Here is a 16,572-nt window from a genome sequence, read left to right on the forward strand (position 1 = left end):
AGGTGCACGCGCTGTGACAGCCTCGTCGATACCGGGGGCATAGGCTGCATCTGCGCGGTAGTTGCAACAATCATTTGATCCTTTCGGGTTTTATCTACCGAAGCAGAGCCAATACAGTGGCGCACCCCGGCCAGAAGGCCGTCTTTCCCGATCTCGGAGGTGCCCATGGCCACTGCCACCCTGCATTACTTTCATGACCCGTTCTGCGGCTGGTGCTACGGCGCCGCGCCCCTGGTGGCGGCTGCCCGTGCGGTGCTGCCGGTGCGCGCCCACGGCGGCGGCATGCTCGCCGGCCCGGCCCGCCAGCGCGGCGGCGAGCAATGGCGAGGCCATGTGCTGCCCCATGACCGCCGCATCGCCCAGATGACCGGCCAGGTATTCGGCGACGCCTACCTGGACGGGCTGCTGCGGGACCCGGAGGCGGTGTTCGACTCGCTGCCGGCCATCGCTGCCGTGCTGGCGGCGGACACCCTGGCCGGCAAGGGCCTGGACATGCTCGCGCTGCTGCAAGTGGCCCACTACGGCGAGGGACGACGCATTGCCGAGGCGACGGTGCTGGTGGCCCTGGCGGCTGAACTCGGCCTGGAGCCGGAAGCGTTTCGCAGCGCCCTCGATCAGGCGCTGGCCCATGACGTGGCCGGGCACATCAGCGAAGCCCGTCGCCAGATGGCGCGCCATGGGTTGAGCGGGTTCCCGTCCTTCCTGCTGGAAGTGGACGGTCGCTTCGAGCGGGTGGACGCCTCGGCCTTCCTCGGCCAGCCGGCCCAGTGGCGTGCGTGGCTGGCCCAGCGTCTCCAGGCGCAGGGTGCTGCCTCGGTCGCCGAGGCGGTGGATGGCCCGAGCTGCGGGCTCGACGGTTGCGTGTGAGGGGCGAACGATGAAGAGCAACCTGCAGATCATTGCCGACCACTACGAGGCTTCGGCACGCGGCGACCTGACCGGCATGCTGGCGGAGGTCGCGTCCAATGTGCGCTGGACCGAGATGGACGGCTTCCCCTGTGCCGGCACCTGGATCGGCCCGGAGGAGGTGGTGGCCCAGGTGTTCAGCGTGCTGGCGCGGGACTGGGAAGGTTACCGCTTCGAGCTGGATGCCCTGGTGGATGGCGGTGCCAGCATCGTCGGCATCGGCACCTACCGGGGCGTGCACCGCACCACCGGCAAGGCCATGGCGGCGCGTGTAGCCCACCACTGGCAACTCGAAGGCGGCCGCATCACGGCTTTCGAGCAGTTCACCGACACCCTGCGGGTGGCCCAGGCCATGGCCTGACGCCTCGGGGTGGCGCATTCGTCGAAGCCGGCCACACTTGGATTCACGAGCAAGGGGTTTGACCGTCCGACGATTGACGCCATCAAAATGACATCGCTGGACTACGCTCACTCACAGGGACCTCTCTCCACTGGAGGCACGTGTATGAAAGTCCTGATAGCCGATGATTCCAGCCTCTCCCGCAAGCTGGTGCTCAAAGCCCTCCCCGAGCTGCTCACGGAGGAGGTGAGCCAGGCCGCCAACGGCCAGGAAGTGCTCGCCGCCTACGAGGCCGGCCAGGCGGAGATCATCTTCCTCGACCTGACCATGCCGGTGATGGACGGTTTCGAAACCCTGGAGCACCTGCGCAAGTCCGAGGCGGAGGCCATCATCATCGTGGTCAGCGCCGACATCCAGCCCCTGGCCCGGCAGCGGGTGATGGAGCTCGGCGCGGCGGCCTTCATCAAGAAGCCGATCACCAGCGAAGCGATGCAGGCTGTTCTCCATGAAATCGGAGTCGTGTAATGGACATGCTCACCGAGGACCAGCGCGACGCGCTGCAGGAGCTGATGAACGTGGCCATGGGACAGGCCGCCGACCAATTGGCACGCTTGACCGACACCTTCGTGGTGCTCTCGGTGCCGCGCATCCATAGCGCCTTCAGCCTCAGCGATGCCCAGGTGCCGGAAGAGCTGGGCGGTTGCCAGGTGGTGGACGTCACCCGCCAGTCCTTTCTCGGGCAGATGCGCGGCGAGGCGTTCGTCTGCTTCGGCTGCCACGGTGCCGACCAGCTCGCCGACCTGATGGGCTATGACGAGCACGACACCCAGCAGCGTGAGGAGCTGATGCTGGATGTCACCAACATCCTCAGTGGCGCCTGCATCAACAGCCTCGCACAGCAGTTCGAGATCCCGGTGAGCTATGGCGCCCCCTCGGTGTTCTCTCGCCACGCGTCCTTTCAGGACGCCTTGGGCGCCAAGTCCCTGCAGGACCATCGGGCGCTCATCATGGAGATCCGCTTCGAGGTCGAGGCCTGCGAATTCAGCTGTGACCTGCTGCTGTGCATCGCCGAGGAGACGGTGGGCAGCGTGCTGGCGGTCATCGACCGGTTGCTGAGTGAGCTGTGACATGAGCGCCCCAGGCTCCCCGGGTCCGTCCTCCTCGGTGCTGGAAACCGTGCTGGAGAACATCAATCTGGGGGTGCTGGTGGTGGACGCGGATTGCCGCGTGCTGTTCTGGAACCGCTTCATGGTCATCCACGGTGGGCGCATGCCGGAGGATGCGGTCGGACGCTCGCTGTTCGAGCTGTTTCCCGAGCTGCCCGAGCGCTGGTTGCGGCAGAAGGTGCGCGGGGTACTGACCCTGCGCAACCTGGCCTTCACCACCTGGCAGCAGCGCCCGCACCTGTTCCCCTTCGGCGGCACCCGGCCGATCACCAGCCAGCTGTCGAGCATGTACCAGAACTGCACCTTCTTCCCCTTGGAGAACGAGCAGGGCGAACCGGCGGCGGTGTGCATCACCGTTGCCGATGCCACCGACACCGCCGCTCGCCAGCAGGACCTGGAGCGCCTCAATGCCCTGCTGGAAGTGGAGAAGGAGCAACAGGCGCAGTTGATCCGCCGCCTGGAAGAGGCCCAGGCGCAACTGCTGCAATCGGAGAAGATGGCCGCCATCGGCCAGCTTGCCGCCGGTGTGGCCCACGAGATCAACAACCCGGTGGGATTCGTCTATTCCAACCTCAACAGCCTGCGCGGTTACCTGGAGCAGCTCATGGGGTTGGTGGACGGCTTGCAGGCGAAGATCGAGACCTGTGGTGATGCGTCCCTGGTGAGCGAGTGCCGGGCGTTGAAGCAGGCCGCCGATTACGACTTCCTGCGCGAGGACACGCCGATCCTGCTCAACGAGTCCTGCGATGGGCTGGAGCGGGTCAAGCGCATCGTCAAGGACCTGCGGGATTTCTCCCACGTGGACAACGGCGAGTGGCAGATGGCCGACCTGCACCATGGGCTGGACAGCACGCTGAACGTCATCTGGAACGAGATCAAGTTCAAGGCCAAGGTGGTCAAGCACTACGGCCAGCTGCCGCCGGTGCAATGCATCGCCTCGCAGATCAACCAGGTGTTCCTCAACCTGATCGTCAATGCCGCCCAGGCCATCGTCGATCACGGCACCATCACCCTCACCACCGGCACCCAGGGCGACGCGGTGTTCATCGACATCCAGGATGATGGACCCGGTGTGCCGGAAGACCTCCGGCGGCGCATCTTCGAACCCTTCTTCACCACCAAACCGGTGGGCAAGGGCACTGGGCTCGGGTTGTCGGTTTCCTACAACATCATCGAGCGCCACCACGGCACGCTCAGCGTGACGTCGCCTGCCGAGGGCGGGGCCTGCTTCCGCGTCGTGCTACCGGTGCGCCAGCCCCCCGGCGAGCTGCCAGCCTCGCCTCAGGTCTCCAGGTAGGGCGCGAACAGCTCGCCCAGCATCTCCTCCGGTGATTGCAGGTTCTCCAGGGTTTCGGCTGCCAGCACATCCAGCAGCACCAGGCCATTGACGCTCTGTTCCGCGCGACTGGCGGAGCGCAGGCGCTCGGCCAATCCCAGGTTCACCTCGCGCAGGGCCCGGTACATCGCCAGAAGGCCGTCGATGTCGTAGTTCGCGCTCATTCCATGCCGCTGACGCAGGTATTGCCCGATGAAATAGGTGCCCAAGGCCCGGAACAGGGTCTCCCCAGCACCGCTGAAGGGCTGGTGGAAGTGCGCCATCGGGGCCAGCAGCCGGGTGCGCGGGCATCCCGAGGTTGCACCGATCAGGCCGATCAGCGAGCTGAGCACCCGCTGCAGTGAGGTCACCTGCTCCAGGTGGCGGCCGTGCCAGTCTATGCTCACTCTCACCATGTCGAACGAACGCCTTCCCTCCAGCGCACGCAAGGGGCCCGTCAGGGCCAGGGCGAAGGGGCAGTAGGGGGTGACCTCGGCACGCAGGGGGCAGTTGCGGCACTGGCAATGCTCCAGCCGTGCCCATTCCGGGGCGGGGTCCGGCTGGGGGGAGGGCGCCTCCAGCGACACTTCGGCACCGTCCTCGAACGTCAGGTGGTAGTGCGCTAGGGAATTCGTCGCGTGCATGGGACCTCCCGGCGTGAAACGGTTTCCGACGAAGTGACAGTAGACTGACGTCAAATTGCCATCATCTACAATCCGCGTGCCTATACTCAGCTTAGGCCCGATGTGAACAGGTGCTCTCCCATGAGCTCGACGGTTCTCCAGCAACAGATGGTCGCAGCGGTGGAGCAGATCCCCGCCGGCTTCCTGCTGCTGGACGGGTCGCAACGGGTCCTCTACTGCAACCCCTTCATCCACCAGCGCTGCTCGCGTGACCTCTCCGGCATCGTCGGCATGCACCTCGTGGAGGCCTTTCCTGAAGTCGACACGCCGCGCTGGCACGGTCTTTTCGACCAGATCCGGCAGGGCGGCCAGCCGGTGCAGACCATCTGGCACGACCAGCCCTACCTGATCCTGCTCAGCACCCAGCCGGACGATGACGAGCCGACACCGCTGCCGATGCTCCAGGCCACCCTGCTGTACCGCATCGAGTCCGACCCCGGCGAGGCGATCTACGGCCTGGCGATCTTCGACAGCAGCCGCGCGGCGGCCAACCCGGCGCTGCAGCATGCCCTGATCGCACTGCGTAGCAAGCATGGCGAGTTGCACGAGCTGAGCATCAAGCTGCAGGCCGCCAACCGCCAGCTGCTGCAGTCGGAGAAGATGGCCGCCATCGGCCAGCTCGCCGCCGGCGTCGCCCACGAGATCAACAACCCGGTGGGCTTCGTCGCCAGCAACCTCAAGACCCTGGTGGGTTACGTGCATCAGCTGCTGCAACTGGTGGACCAGATGAGCGAGTGGGGCGGCCTGGAACTGGAGCGCTTGAAGAGCCAGTTCGACTACGACTTCATCCGCGACGACATCAACGGCCTGCTGAGCGAGTCCGCCGATGGCGTGGAGCGGGTCAAGCGCATCATCTCCTCGCTGCGCGACTTCTCCCACAGCGGGGACGAGCGCTTCGTGCCCGCCGACCTGCACGAAGGCATCCGCAGCACCCTCAACGTGGTCAACAACGAGGTCAAGTACAAGGCCGAGGTGGTGTGCGACTTCGGTGAGCTGCCGCTGGTGGAATGCATACCCGCACAGATCAACCAGGTGGTGATGAACCTGCTGGTCAACGCCGCCCAGTCCATCGAGAGCTTCGGGCACATCGTCATCCACACCGAGCGCATCGGCGACGACGTGCTGATCGAGGTCAGCGACAGCGGTTGCGGCATCCCCGAGAGTCAGCTGATGCAGATCTTCGACCCGTTCTTCACCACCAAACCCGTCGGCAAGGGCACCGGGCTGGGACTCGCGCTATCGTTCAGCATCGTGGAGAAGCACGGCGGCAGCCTCACCGTCACCAGCGAGGTGGGCCAGGGCTCGACCTTCCGTATCCGCCTGCCGATCCACCAGGGAGAAACCAGTGGAGGAGCACACCATGACTGACGTACAAGACAGCCTGCCGCGCCCGCGCGTCATGCTCGTCGACGACGAGGAGAACATCCTCAACAGCCTCCGACGGTTGCTCCGGGGGCAGCCCTACGACCTGGTCATGGCCCACAGCGGTGACGAGGCACTGCAGCTGTTCGAGACCCAGCCCATCGACCTGGTGGTGTCCGACGCACGCATGCCCGGCATGGACGGCGCCACGCTGCTGGCCGAGATCCACAAGCGCGACCCGGGCTGCATGAGCGTGCTGCTCACCGGCTATGCCGACATCAACACCATCATCACCGCCATCAACGAAGGGCAGATCTACCGCTACCTGAGCAAGCCCTGGAACGATGAAGAACTGCTGCTGACCATCCGCCAGGCCCTGGCCTACCAGTTCGCCGAGCGTGAGCGCGAGCGCCTGCAGCAGCTGACCCAGGAGCAGAACCAGCAGCTCAAGAACCTCAACGACAACCTCGAGAAGCGCGTCCAGGCGCGCACCGCCGAGCTGCAGCAGACGGCCGACATGCTCGACCTCGCCTACGAGGAGCTGCGCCGCAGCTACGTGCTCAGCACCGAAGTGTTCTCCCTGCTGGTCAACCAGCGCCTGCCCCGGGAGAAACAGACCAACCAGCAGATCATCGCCCTGATCCGCGCCTTCGCCGCCGACCTCGGCATGCCCGAGGACCAGGCCCGCGACCTGAGCATGGCCGCCGCCCTCTACAACATCGGCAAGCTGAGCCTGCCGGATGCGCTGATCACCGGCCCCTCGGACCTGATGCACAGCAAGGACCGTGACCTCTACCGGCGCTACCCCTCTCAGAGCGAATCGGTGCTGATGGCCCTGGAGCCGCTGCACGACGCCGCCCGCCTGATCCGCCACCACCAGGAGCGCTGGGACGGCTCCGGCTTCCCCGACCACCTGCGGGGCAACGACATCCCCCTGGGCTCGCGCATGCTCAAGCTGGCGGTGGACTTCGTCGAACTGCAATGCGGCCTGGTGCTGGAGCGCCGCCTCAACCGCGACGAAGCCCTGCTGTTCATCCGCAAGTACGCCGAGCGGCTCTACGACCCGGAACTGGTGGAGCGCTTCGTCACCATCTGCTCCACGGTCATGCCCGACGTCACCATCGGCGACCCGGGCGTGCGGGCGGTGGACACCCGGCATCTGGAGCCCGGCATGGTGCTGGCGCGCAACCTCCACGCCGACAACGGCATGTTGCTGCTCAACGAAGGCAAGGTCCTCTCGGACCTGCTGATCCGCAAGCTGATTGCCTTCGAAGGCATCGAATCGGCTTCCTACACCTTGTTCGTCCGTGAGCCTGAAGCGGCCAAGCCCCGCGCTCACCTGGAGTGATGCCATGTCCAGATTGCTGCTGCTGGATGACGAGCCCGCCGTGGTCAATGCCATCTGCCGTGAACTGCGCGGAGAGGGCTGGCAACTCGACGCCTTCACCGACCCCCAGGTAGCCCTGGAGGCGTTGTCGCAGAACACCTACGAGCTGATCCTCTCCGACCTGCGCATGCCCGAGCTGGACGGCATCGCCTTCCTCCAGTTCGCCAAGCAGCTGCAGCCCGACGCCCTGCGCCTGCTGCTCAGCGGCGACAGCGACCGCGAAACGCTGGTGCGCGCCATCAACCGGGCCGAGGTCTACCGCTTCATCTCCAAGCCCTGGGACGCCTACGAGCTGCGCAGCACCCTGCACACCTGCCTCGAACTGCAGCACAGCCAGGTCGAGCGCAAGGCGCTGCTCGAACGGGTCAGGCAACAGCAACACGCCATCGACGCCCACGAGGCGCACCTGCGGAAGATGCGCCAGGAACACCCCGAGATCTTCGCCGTCGCCCGGAGCGAGGACGGCGCCATCCTGCTCGAGGACGAGAGCGAACCGGAGCCTCGCTGATGGACATCCAAACGCCTGCTTCCGCCTCCCTGGCGGACAGGATTGCCGCCCAGGGACCCTGCGCCCCGGGTGCCTTGCTGGCATTGATCGACCTCGACGACTTCCACATCCTCAACGCCCACCACGGCCTGGAAACCGGCGATCTGGTGATGCTGCACCTCGAGGACCGCCTGCGAGAGGCCCTGCGCGATGGCGAATGGCTGTGGCGCAACGGCCCGGACAGCTTCCTGCTGGGCGTGCCGGATGGCCGCGACACCCCCGACCGCCTCGGCGCCTCCCTCTGCGCCCTGGTGGAAGCACCGCTGGAACTGGCCGGGCAGGTGTTCCACCTGCGTGCCAGCGTCGGCCTGGCGGTGGCCTGGGTACGCGACCGCACCTTCGCCAGCCTCTACAGCCGCACCGAGCTGGCCCAGCGCGAAGCGCGCCGCGAAGGCGGCGGGCGCTACCGCTACCTCGACGAAGCCCGCCTGGTGGCTGCCCGACGCGAGGCCGAGCTCTGCGGCCAACTGCGCGCCGCCCTGCGGGAAGAGCAGCTGGTGCTGCACTATCAGCCACAGATCGATTGCCAGACCGGCGAAGTCTGCGGCTACGAAGCCCTGGTGCGCTGGCAGCACCCCACCCGCGGCCTGCTGGGGCCGGACAAGTTCATCCCGGTGGCGGAGCGGCTGGGGCTGATGGTGGGGCTCGGGCAATGGGTGCTGGGCCGCGCCATCGCCGATGCCCGCGCGCTGCTGGCGGAGAAGCACGCCACCCTCGCAGTGAACCTGTCGCCCTCCCAGCTGCGGGACCGCCAACTGGTGGGTTTCGTCCAGCGCACCCTGCAGCGCCACGGCCTGGAGGCCTCGCGGCTGGAGCTGGAGATCACCGAGTCCTGCCTGCTGGACGACGAAGCCCTGGTGCGCGAGCAACTGGCCGGCCTGCGCCGCCTTGGCGTACGCCTGGCCCTGGACGACTTCGGCACCGGCTTCTGCAACCTCGGCTACCTCCAGACCCTGCCGGTGGACCGGGTCAAGGTGGACCGGTGCTTCCTCAGTGGCACCGGCGAGGACGCCCACGCCCTGGCCCTGTTTCGCGCACTGATGGCCATGCTCCAGCACCTGTCCGTGGAAGTGCTCTGCGAAGGCGTGGAGCAGGAAACCCAGATGCGCCTGCTGCAGAGCCTGCGCTGCAACCAGTGGCAGGGCTACTTCGCCGCCCGACCGATGCCCCTGGACGCCGTCGTGCCCTGGCGCGGCCAGGCACGGCGCTGGTTCCCCCAACCGGCCTGCGCCGACCACCCCGACGCTCCCACGCTGCTGCTGGTGGACGACGAACCGGCCGTACACGGCGCCCTGCGACGCGTATTGCGGGGTCGTGGCTGGAACGTGCTGTGCGCCGGCAACGCCGAGGAAGCTTTCGCCCTGCTGGCCAGCCAGCCCGTGCAGGTGATCATTTCCGACCACAGCATGCCGGGCATCACCGGGGTGGAACTGCTCAGCCGCGCACGCCAGCTCTACCCGGCGTGCCGGCGCATCCTCCTCACCGGCCACAACGACGCCCAGACGCTGATGCAGGCCATCAGCCAGAGCGCGGTCTGTCGCTTCATCAGCAAGCCCTGGAACGACGCACACCTGGTTCAGGCGGTGGAGTTGGCGTTGCAGTAAAGGACGAGCGGCATGGATGCTGCGCTGAAAAAAGGGGCCCTTGGGCCCCTTTGTCGTGTCGAGTGGTTGCTCAGATATCCCACACCAGATTGACCGCGAAATTGCGCCCTGGCTGGGTCAGTCGATCGAGGTTGGCCGGGCTGGTCACGCCGGCCTCGCCCACACCGTCGTAGCCCCGCACGTCATCCCACAGCCAGTACTTCTTGTCGGTGAGGTTGTAGAGGCCCGCGTTCACCGTCAGGTCGTCGGTCAGTTTGTAGTAGCCGGTCAGGTCGAGCACGCCGAAGCCCGGGGTCTTGAACTGGCTGCTGCGGCCATCCGGGGCGTTGAAGTCACCCTGGTCGATGCGGGTCTTGCGCTTGACCAGGGTCCAGCTCAGAAGGGTGCCGTAGGTGTCCTGCTCGTAGCCCAGGCCGAACACGCCGGTCAGCGGGTTGACGCTGTTCAGCGCCGCGCCGGTGTCGTCGTCGCGGCCCCGGGCGTAGGCGATGGAGGCCTGGCTGTAGAGGCCGGTCGGGGCACCGAAGGCGTCCAGGTTCAGCCGGCCCTTGGCCTCGATGCCACGGATGCTGGCGTGGGCGATGTTCACGCTCTTGAAGGTGGTGCCGCTGGTGGCGACGCTGGCGTTCTCGTCGATGAAGTCGCGGTACTCGTTGTAGAAGGCCGCCACGTCGAAGCTGCCGGCATCGAACTGGCCGCGCAGGCCCGCTTCCACGCCGCGGCTCTTCTCCGGCTCCAGGTTGGGGTTGGGCTCGACCACGTAGCCGCCGGCGATGTTCTCGAAGCGGCCGTAGAGCGCCTTGGCGCTCGGCGTGCGGAAGCCCTCGGCGTACTGGCCGAATGCGGTGTAGTGCTCGTCGAAGTCGTAGGTGACGCCGAACTTGGGCGAGACGCGGTCCCAGGTCTGGGCCTTGTCGCTGAAGGCGGTGACGCTGGCGTTGCTGATGGTGGCGAGGAACTCGTCGGTCAGCTCGGGCTTGAGGCGGGTGTAGTCGTAGCGCAGGCCCGGCAGGAAGGTCCACTGGTTCCAGCGGATCTGGTCCTGCAGGAACAGGCCGTAGGTCTGGATGGTCGGGTCCGGGAAGTCGCTCTGCGGAGCCAGGCTGTCGCTGGCGGTGGGGCTGGTCTGGCCGACGCGGTTGGTGCAGCTGCCCACCGAGGCTACGCACACGGCGCTGCCGCTGCGCAGGCCGGTGACTTCCTCGCGCTTGAGGCTGGCGCCGTAGGTCAGCAGGTGTTCGGTCTCGCCCAGGGAGAAGGCCTTGTCGAACTGCGCATCGAGCACCCAGAGGCGGTCCTTGTAGGTGGTCTCGCGGTAGCGCATCACGTCACGCAGGGTGTTGCCGCCGAATCCGGGCGCATAGCGCTCCTGGGTGCTCTGGTCGGTCTTGGCGATCTGGTAGTTCAGGCTCCACTTCAGGTTGTCCGCCAGCAGGCTGTCCAGGGCCAGGGTGTGCTCCAGGCCGAAGCGCTCGCGGGTGATGGTGTCGTTGCCGCTGCGGGCCTTGTAGTAGCCAAAGCCGCTGCCGGCGTTGAACGGTCCGCCCACGGCGCTGAGCTGGTTGGTGTCGCGGTCGTCCTTGTACTTCTCGTAGGTCAGCTGCAGGCGGTCGGTGTCGTTGTAGTTCCAGCCCAGCTTGGCCAGCAGGTTGGTGGTGCGCACGTCTTCCGGGTTGGCTTCGGTGCGGCCCAGGCCGGTGCCGCCATGGCCGCCGTAGGACTCGGTCTCGTGGCCGTTGCGCTGGGAGAGATGCAGCAGGGCGTCGAACTGCTCGTGACGGCCGGCGACGGTGCCGGAGGTGAGCCAGCTGTCGTCGGCGGAGCTGTAGCCGGTCTTCAGGCGGGCGCCGGTGTCGCGGCTGGGCTTGATGATGTCGTCGGCGTCCAGGGTGAAGTAGCTCACCGCACCACCGATGGCGTTGCTGCCGTACAGTGCCGAGGCCGGGCCCCGGAGGATCTCCACGCGCTTGACGATCTCCGGGTCCACGTAGTTGCGGTGGGTCTGGGCGTAGGGGCCGTAGAAGAAGCTGTTGGGCACCTCGACACCGTCCACCTGGGTCAGCACCCGGTCACCGTCGATGCCACGGATGTTGTAGCCGGTGATGCCGGCACGCTGGCCGGCGCCGCCTACCGATACGCCGGGTTCGCCACGTACCAGGTCCTTGATGCTGTTGACGTTGCGGCGGTCCAGCTGCTCGCGGCTGGCCACGCTGACGCTGGCAGGCACCTCGCTGGCTCGCTGCTCCTGGCGGGTGGCGGTGACGGCCAGGGGTTGCAGTTCCATGGCCAGGCCCGGGGTCGCGGTCTTGAGCAGCACCACGCTGCGTTCGCCCACCAGCTTGTAGTCCAGCCCGGTGCCGTTGAGCAGGCGCTTCAGGGCCTGTTCGGCCGGCAGCCGGCCGTTGACGCCCGGGGACTGGAGGCCGCTGGCCAGGTCCGCCGAGAGCCCCACCTGCCAGCCACTGGTGGCGCTGAAGGCATTGAGCGCATCAACCAGGGGCTGGCGGGCGATGGTGAAGCTGTAGCCGCCCTGGCTGGCCAGTTGGCCGGTTGCCTGGGGCGCAGCGCCTTGGGCGCTGGCGGGTGCGCTGCCCAGAGCGATGGACAGGGCCAGCAGCGAGAGGCTGGCAGGGTGGGCGAGGCGACGCAGGGCGGGGGAGGTGGAACGCGTGGTCATGGGTTCGGCTCTCTTCGGTCCGTCTGGTGATGCGCATCTAATGCGAATCAGTTGCATTGGCATCTGACCAGACGAACGTCCCGCCGCAATCGCGTAAAAAAACTTTCAGCCGGCTTTGCCGCAGAGCCGCCACGCGCCTGGAACGGGCCTGAGCGACTTCCCGGAAACGGCAGCCGCGCCGTTGGCGCATCGCGGATCAATCCGCTCCCACCGGGTGCCGCCAGGCGGGTTGGGACATTCCCTGTATGGCCGTCACGTACGGGGCATCGATGCGGTTCGCCGGGCTCACCGCATCCTACGGGCTTCACACAAAAGGCAGCGCGCCATTGGCTCGGCGCGGAGTGGATGGCGCTTTTTCCATCCACCAATTGCGTTCGCCGTGACCCCGCAGGGTGGACCGATGAAGCGCGGTCCCCCCTGCGTCCTGGCAAGGACCACCTTTGCCGTGATGAGAAATCAGAAGCCCTATCGACCTCGCCTCGCTACGGCAAATGGACATGGAATTTCCCACGCGGGCACCAACGTAGCCCGGGCTTCAGCCCGGGGAATCCGCGCGCAAGGCTCCCGGCCCGTGCCGCCAGCAAGCGCGCAGGGGCCCGCATCCGAGACAGTCATGTGGCGTGGAGGAGGGTGGCAGGGCGCCGGGATCAGTCGATGACCACCAGCGCGGGGTACTCGTGCAGGCGCGCGGCGGTGATGTCCGCCAGGGCGCGGACCACGGCGATGGGGTCGTCGAGGCGGTAGTTGCCGGTCACCGCGCGTTCGCCCAGGCGCTCGTCGGTGTTGATGATCCAGCCGGGGTAGTAGCGCCGCAACTCCGCCAGCACCTCGCGCAGCGGGCAGTCCTGGAACACCAGGCGACCACGTACCCAGGCCAGGTCCTCGGCGGCCAGGCGGCGCCGATCACTGAAGCCATCCGGGCCGATGCGCACGCTGTCGCCGGCGGCGAGGCTCATGCGCGCATCGCTGCGACGGGAACGCAGGTCCAGCTCGCCGCGTTCCACGCTGACCTCGGCTTCGTCCCCCAGGTAGCGCACGGCGAACGTGGTGTCGCGTACCGACAGGCTCACGGGGCCGGCTTCCACCTCGAACGGGCGGCTGGGGTCCCGGGCCACGTTGAAATAGGCCTCGCCCTGCAGCAGGCGGGCGCTGCGCTGGGTCGGGTCGATGTCGGCGGCGAAGGCCGTACGGGTGTTGAGCAGCACCCGCGAGCCGTCGGCCAGCTCCACGGTCTGGCGCTGGCCGGTGGCGGTCAGGTGGTCGGCCTGCACGCGCAAGACCAGCTCGTTGTGAAAACCCACGCCCACCGCCAGCAGCACCGCGGCTGCCAAACCCCACAGCGGACGCAGCCGGCGGCCGGAGCGGGGACGGGCGAGGGTGGGTTCCAGACGGGCAGCGGCTTCACCCAGCAGCGGGGCGTTCCACATCCGCCGCGCGGCCTCGAAGGCGCGGGCGTGCTCGGGGGACTGCGTGCGCCAGCACTCGAAGCGCTGGCGGCACGCGTCATCGGCTTCCTCCAGCAGGATCAGCCAGTCCAGCGCCTCGCCCAGGCAGGCCGGGTCCACCGGTGGGTGGGCATCGGAAGCAGGGCGGTGATCGTCGGGCACGGGCGCGTCCTCGGGGCGGGGGGCGCCTATTCTTGTCGAACCCGGGCAGGAGCGAAACCCCGTCATGCGGGCGGGTCCAGCCGGCTCATCAGGGTGAGGCAGAGGGTCATGATCAGTTTCAGTTCCTTCTGCACCGTGCTGGGCGAGACGCCGAGCTGCTCGGCGATCTCGCCGTAGCTCAGGCCATGCAGGCGGCTGAGCACGAAGATCCGCTGCTGGCGGGGCGTCAACTGGCCGAGGGTGTCGCCCAGGCGCTCCAGCAGGCGCTCGGCGTGCAGGCCGTCCTCGGTGGAGGAGGTGGGGGCCGCCACGGCCTCGATCACCGCCTCGGGCACGTCCTCCAGCAGCGTCCGTGATTGCATGCGCACGCGCCGCAGGTGATCCAGGGCCAGGTTGCGCCCGGTCTGGAAGAGGAACGGCTCCAGGTGGTCGATGGGCCGCTCGTGGAGGGTCCGCGCCACCCGCAGGTAGGTTTCCTGCACCAGGTCCTCGGCCACGCTGGGGCTCTTCACCATGCGGGCCAGGGTGCGCAACAGCGGCATGCGCTGGGCGAGGAATACGGCATCGAGGTTGGAAGGGGTCACTGCGACATCCGGCCACCAGAAAGTCGCAAATGATAATTGCTTTTATTTGTGTTGGGTAGCGGCCCGCTCAGCTCCGCTTGCGCTGCCTTGGCGCCTCCGCCTCGGCCGTGCGCGCATCGTGCAGGCGGCGCGTGTCGCTGCGCACCTGGGCGTGGCTGATCAGGGCGAAGATCAGGCTGCCGCCGACGATGTTGCCCGCCAGGGTGGGGCCGGCGAAGTCGAGCCAGAAGGTTGCCCAATCGAGGTGCCCGGCGAACACCAGGTAGGACACCTCAGCCGAGCCGACCACGATGTGGGTGAAGTCCCCCAGGGCCATCAGGTAGGTGACGAGGATGATCAGCAGCGGCTTGGCGCTTTCCTGGGAGGGGATCATCCACACCAGGGTGGCGATCATCCAGCCGGAGACGATGCCCTTGGCGAACATCTGGCCGTTGTCGTTCTCCATCACCTTGCGGCCGATGTCGAGGAAGGCACGGTCCGTGGCGCCGTCGAAGATCGGCAGGTGCAGCATCACCCAGGCCACCAGCAGGGTGCCGGCCAGGTTGCCCGCCAGCACCACGCTCCACAGGCGCAGCAGGCGGCCGAGGTTGTGCAGGGTCGGCTGGCTCATCACCGGCAGCACGGCGGTCAGGGTGTTCTCGGTGAACAGCTGCTGGCGCGCGAGGATCACCGCCAGGAAGCCCGCCGAGTAGCCCAGGCTGGCGATCACCTGGCTGGAGGGGCTGTCCGGCAGGCGCGCATGCAGCAAACCCATCGCCATCAGCGACAGGCCCATGGTCAGGCCCGCTGCCAGGGCCGACCACCACAGCGCGGCGGCCTTGCGCTCCAGTTCCTGGTCGCCCTGGGTGCGGATGATCTCGTGGAGCACCGCCGCCCGGGGCGGCTGGTTCTCGTTCACGTCCTGGCGTTCGCGGGGGGACAGCCCCGGTGTCTTGCCGTCTTCGCTCATGGTGGGCTCCTGCAGGTGATGCAGGGTTGATCCTCGCAAGCGGCGTTTGGTTCGGCTGCGTTTCGTGCCGCTCGGCGGCTGGTGGAAGGAGTCGCCGCTGGCTAGGATGGCGGCCTGTTTTCGGAGGCCCGCGATGGACACGCGCTACCTGATCGACATGCGCCTGAAGGCCGACAAGGCCGAGGGCCGCAGCGACTACCCCTATTCGCTCCCGGCGGTCAGGCACCTGGGGCGCCTGGAGTTCAGCCCCACCGTGACCTTCCTGGTGGGGGAGAACGGTTCGGGCAAGTCCACCCTCATGGAGGCGCTGGCCGTGACCCTGGGCTTCAACCCCGAGGGTGGCACCCGCAACTTCAACTTCGGCACCTGGGCTTCCCACTCCGAACTGCACCAGGCCCTGCGGGTCGGCAAGGGCGTGCGCCGCGCCCGCGACGGGTTCTTCCTGCGGGCGGAGAGCTTCTTCAACGTCGCCACCGAGATCGAGCGGATGGACGCCGAGCCCGCCCCGGCGCCGCCGGTGATCGACTCCTACGGCGGGCTCTCGCTGCACGAGCAGTCCCACGGCGAATCCTTCTTCGCACTGATGATGAATCGCTTCGGCGGCAAGGGCGTCTACCTGCTGGACGAACCCGAGGCCGCGCTCTCGCCCCAGCGCCAGCTGGCGATGCTGGCGCGCATCCACGACCTGGTGAAGGACGACTCGCAGTTCGTCATCGCCACCCACTCGCCGATCCTCATGGCCTACCCGGGCGCCTGGATCTACCAGTGCGGGCCCCAGGGCCTCGAGCGGGTGAACTACGACGACACCGAACACGTGCGGGTGACCCGGGGCTTTCTCGCCAACCCCGCACGCACGCTGCGCACCCTGCTGGATTGAACCTGCCCACCACCTACGGACGGACCCGACCATGGACGACCTGTTCCCCAACCCCTTCCTGCTGGCCGGTGGCGCACTGAGTGCGCTCGCCGCGCTGCTGCACCTCGGCTGCATCCGCTATGGCGCGCCCTGGTACCGCTTCTTCGGCGCCGGTGAGCGCATGGCGCGCCTGGCCGAGGCCGGCAGCCCGTTCCCCACGCGGGTGACCCTGGGCATCACCTTGGTGCTCGGCCTGTTTGCGCTGTACGCGTTCTGCGCCGGGCTCGGCCGGCCGCTGCCCCTGAGCCGCCTGGCCCTGGGCGGGGTCGCCGCCGTCTACCTGCTGCGCGGAGTCGCCGGGCTGGCGCTGATCCCTGTCGGGCTCGGCCGCAGCCCGGCGTTCTGGCTGTGGAGTTCGCTCATCTGCCTGACCCTGGGTGGCCTGCACCTGGCGGGATTGCTGCAGGCCTGGCCGGCGCTCTGAGGCCGCCTCCAGGCGCGCCAGGCTGACGGCCCGTAGCGCGTGATGGCGGTGTGCCCACCCAGCCTTCAGCGGGAAATGCCGCCCCGCTGCGTCAGGTCGTTCGAC

The 16,572-nt window shown here is 67.6% G+C and carries 16 protein-coding genes; 11 read left to right on the plus strand and 5 right to left on the minus strand.

Annotated elements, in window-relative coordinates; all coding sequences use genetic code 11:
* The first annotated feature begins 165 nt into the window (after positions 1-165).
* The 5 genes from FBY21_RS03740 to FBY21_RS03760 all read left to right on the plus strand — a co-directional run bounded on the left by FBY21_RS03740 (position 166) and on the right by FBY21_RS03760 (position 3,709).
* Complete coding sequence (locus FBY21_RS03740; RefSeq protein ID WP_142008718.1) at positions 166-867, plus strand: DsbA family protein; 702 nt, start codon at positions 166-168, stop codon at positions 865-867.
* 10 nt (positions 868-877) lie between these two features.
* A complete protein-coding gene (locus tag FBY21_RS03745) occupies positions 878-1,267 on the plus strand; it encodes a nuclear transport factor 2 family protein (protein ID WP_142008720.1) in 390 nt (129 codons plus the stop codon).
* 144 nt (positions 1,268-1,411) lie between these two features.
* Positions 1,412-1,771 carry a response regulator gene (locus tag FBY21_RS03750; protein WP_074972160.1) on the plus strand — a complete coding sequence of 120 codons (360 nt, stop codon included), beginning with the start codon at positions 1,412-1,414 and terminating at the stop codon, positions 1,769-1,771.
* Positions 1,771-2,373, plus strand: a complete 603-nt coding sequence (locus FBY21_RS03755) for a chemotaxis protein CheC (protein WP_139233677.1) — start codon at positions 1,771-1,773, stop codon at positions 2,371-2,373. The genes FBY21_RS03750 and FBY21_RS03755 overlap by 1 nt, the downstream gene beginning before the upstream one ends.
* 1 nt (position 2,374) lies before the next feature.
* A complete protein-coding gene (locus tag FBY21_RS03760) occupies positions 2,375-3,709 on the plus strand; it encodes an ATP-binding protein (RefSeq protein WP_074972162.1) in 1,335 nt (444 codons plus the stop codon).
* Here FBY21_RS03760 and FBY21_RS03765 read toward each other — a convergent pair.
* Positions 3,694-4,371, minus strand: a complete 678-nt coding sequence (locus FBY21_RS03765; protein ID WP_142008722.1) for a DUF6901 family protein — start codon at positions 4,369-4,371, stop codon at positions 3,694-3,696. The genes FBY21_RS03760 and FBY21_RS03765 overlap by 16 nt on opposite strands.
* A gap of 120 nt (positions 4,372-4,491) precedes the next feature.
* Here FBY21_RS03765 and FBY21_RS03770 point away from each other — a divergent pair, with 120 nt between their 5' ends.
* Genes FBY21_RS03770 through FBY21_RS03785 form a run of 4 tightly spaced genes read left to right on the plus strand, consistent with a single transcriptional unit; the run spans position 4,492 to position 9,310 of the window.
* Positions 4,492-5,778: an ATP-binding protein gene (locus FBY21_RS03770; RefSeq protein WP_253543633.1), complete on the plus strand. Its 1,287-nt coding sequence runs from the start codon at positions 4,492-4,494 to the stop codon at positions 5,776-5,778.
* On the plus strand, positions 5,771-7,120 hold the full coding sequence (locus FBY21_RS03775; RefSeq protein WP_142008725.1) for an HD domain-containing phosphohydrolase: 1,350 nt from the start codon (positions 5,771-5,773) through the stop codon (positions 7,118-7,120). The genes FBY21_RS03770 and FBY21_RS03775 overlap by 8 nt, the downstream gene beginning before the upstream one ends.
* Before the next feature lie 4 nt (positions 7,121-7,124).
* On the plus strand, positions 7,125-7,667 hold the full coding sequence (locus FBY21_RS03780; protein WP_044399431.1) for a response regulator: 543 nt from the start codon (positions 7,125-7,127) through the stop codon (positions 7,665-7,667).
* A complete protein-coding gene (locus FBY21_RS03785; protein ID WP_142008727.1) occupies positions 7,667-9,310 on the plus strand; it encodes an EAL domain-containing protein in 1,644 nt (547 codons plus the stop codon). Before FBY21_RS03780 ends, FBY21_RS03785 begins: the two co-directional genes overlap by 1 nt.
* Before the next feature lie 70 nt (positions 9,311-9,380).
* On the opposite strand, the gene FBY21_RS03790 is transcribed toward FBY21_RS03785, so the two are convergent.
* The 4 genes from FBY21_RS03790 to FBY21_RS03805 form a co-directional block, all read right to left on the minus strand.
* On the minus strand, positions 9,381-11,987 hold the full coding sequence (locus tag FBY21_RS03790) for a TonB-dependent receptor (RefSeq protein WP_142008729.1): 2,607 nt from the start codon (positions 11,985-11,987) through the stop codon (positions 9,381-9,383).
* Between the two features lie 647 nt (positions 11,988-12,634).
* A complete protein-coding gene (locus FBY21_RS03795) occupies positions 12,635-13,660 on the minus strand; it encodes a FecR family protein (RefSeq protein ID WP_083422442.1) in 1,026 nt (341 codons plus the stop codon).
* Positions 13,657-14,178 (minus strand): RNA polymerase sigma factor, encoded by a 522-nt coding sequence (locus tag FBY21_RS03800; protein ID WP_044399411.1) that lies wholly within the window; start codon positions 14,176-14,178, stop codon positions 13,657-13,659. The genes FBY21_RS03795 and FBY21_RS03800 overlap by 4 nt, the downstream gene beginning before the upstream one ends.
* A 67-nt stretch (positions 14,179-14,245) precedes the next feature.
* Positions 14,246-15,127, minus strand: a complete 882-nt coding sequence (locus tag FBY21_RS03805) for a formate/nitrite transporter family protein (RefSeq protein WP_142008731.1) — start codon at positions 15,125-15,127, stop codon at positions 14,246-14,248.
* A 133-nt stretch (positions 15,128-15,260) separates the two neighbouring features.
* On the opposite strand from FBY21_RS03805, the gene FBY21_RS03810 reads away from it, so the two are divergent.
* Complete coding sequence (locus tag FBY21_RS03810) at positions 15,261-16,004, plus strand: AAA family ATPase (RefSeq protein WP_142008733.1); 744 nt, start codon at positions 15,261-15,263, stop codon at positions 16,002-16,004.
* 31 nt (positions 16,005-16,035) lie between these two features.
* On the plus strand, positions 16,036-16,467 hold the full coding sequence (locus tag FBY21_RS03815; RefSeq protein ID WP_142008736.1) for a hypothetical protein: 432 nt from the start codon (positions 16,036-16,038) through the stop codon (positions 16,465-16,467).
* Positions 16,468-16,572 lie beyond the last annotated feature (105 nt).

Source organism: Pseudomonas sp. SLBN-26 (assembly GCF_006715895.1).
GTDB lineage: Bacteria > Pseudomonadota > Gammaproteobacteria > Pseudomonadales > Pseudomonadaceae > Metapseudomonas > Metapseudomonas otitidis.

Excerpts from the sequence above, each read along its gene's own strand:
- FBY21_RS03805 (WP_142008731.1), bottom strand. The coding sequence starts at position 15,127 with ATGAGCGAAGACGGCAAGACACCGGGGCTGTCCCCCCGCGAACGCCAG.
- FBY21_RS03780 (WP_044399431.1), top strand. The coding sequence starts at position 7,125 with ATGTCCAGATTGCTGCTGCTGGATGACGAGCCCGCCGTGGTCAATGCC.
- FBY21_RS03750 (WP_074972160.1), top strand. The coding sequence starts at position 1,412 with ATGAAAGTCCTGATAGCCGATGATTCCAGCCTCTCCCGCAAGCTGGTG.
- FBY21_RS03765 (WP_142008722.1), bottom strand. The coding sequence starts at position 4,371 with ATGCACGCGACGAATTCCCTAGCGCACTACCACCTGACGTTCGAGGAC.
- FBY21_RS03745 (WP_142008720.1), top strand. The coding sequence starts at position 878 with ATGAAGAGCAACCTGCAGATCATTGCCGACCACTACGAGGCTTCGGCA.
- FBY21_RS03785 (WP_142008727.1), top strand. The coding sequence starts at position 7,667 with ATGGACATCCAAACGCCTGCTTCCGCCTCCCTGGCGGACAGGATTGCC.
- FBY21_RS03790 (WP_142008729.1), bottom strand. The coding sequence starts at position 11,987 with ATGACCACGCGTTCCACCTCCCCCGCCCTGCGTCGCCTCGCCCACCCT.
- FBY21_RS03755 (WP_139233677.1), top strand. The coding sequence starts at position 1,771 with ATGGACATGCTCACCGAGGACCAGCGCGACGCGCTGCAGGAGCTGATG.
- FBY21_RS03810 (WP_142008733.1), top strand. The coding sequence starts at position 15,261 with ATGGACACGCGCTACCTGATCGACATGCGCCTGAAGGCCGACAAGGCC.
- FBY21_RS03795 (WP_083422442.1), bottom strand. The coding sequence starts at position 13,660 with ATGACGGGGTTTCGCTCCTGCCCGGGTTCGACAAGAATAGGCGCCCCC.
- FBY21_RS03815 (WP_142008736.1), top strand. The coding sequence starts at position 16,036 with ATGGACGACCTGTTCCCCAACCCCTTCCTGCTGGCCGGTGGCGCACTG.
- FBY21_RS03770 (WP_253543633.1), top strand. The coding sequence starts at position 4,492 with ATGAGCTCGACGGTTCTCCAGCAACAGATGGTCGCAGCGGTGGAGCAG.
- FBY21_RS03740 (WP_142008718.1), top strand. The coding sequence starts at position 166 with ATGGCCACTGCCACCCTGCATTACTTTCATGACCCGTTCTGCGGCTGG.
- FBY21_RS03775 (WP_142008725.1), top strand. The coding sequence starts at position 5,771 with ATGACTGACGTACAAGACAGCCTGCCGCGCCCGCGCGTCATGCTCGTC.
- FBY21_RS03760 (WP_074972162.1), top strand. The coding sequence starts at position 2,375 with ATGAGCGCCCCAGGCTCCCCGGGTCCGTCCTCCTCGGTGCTGGAAACC.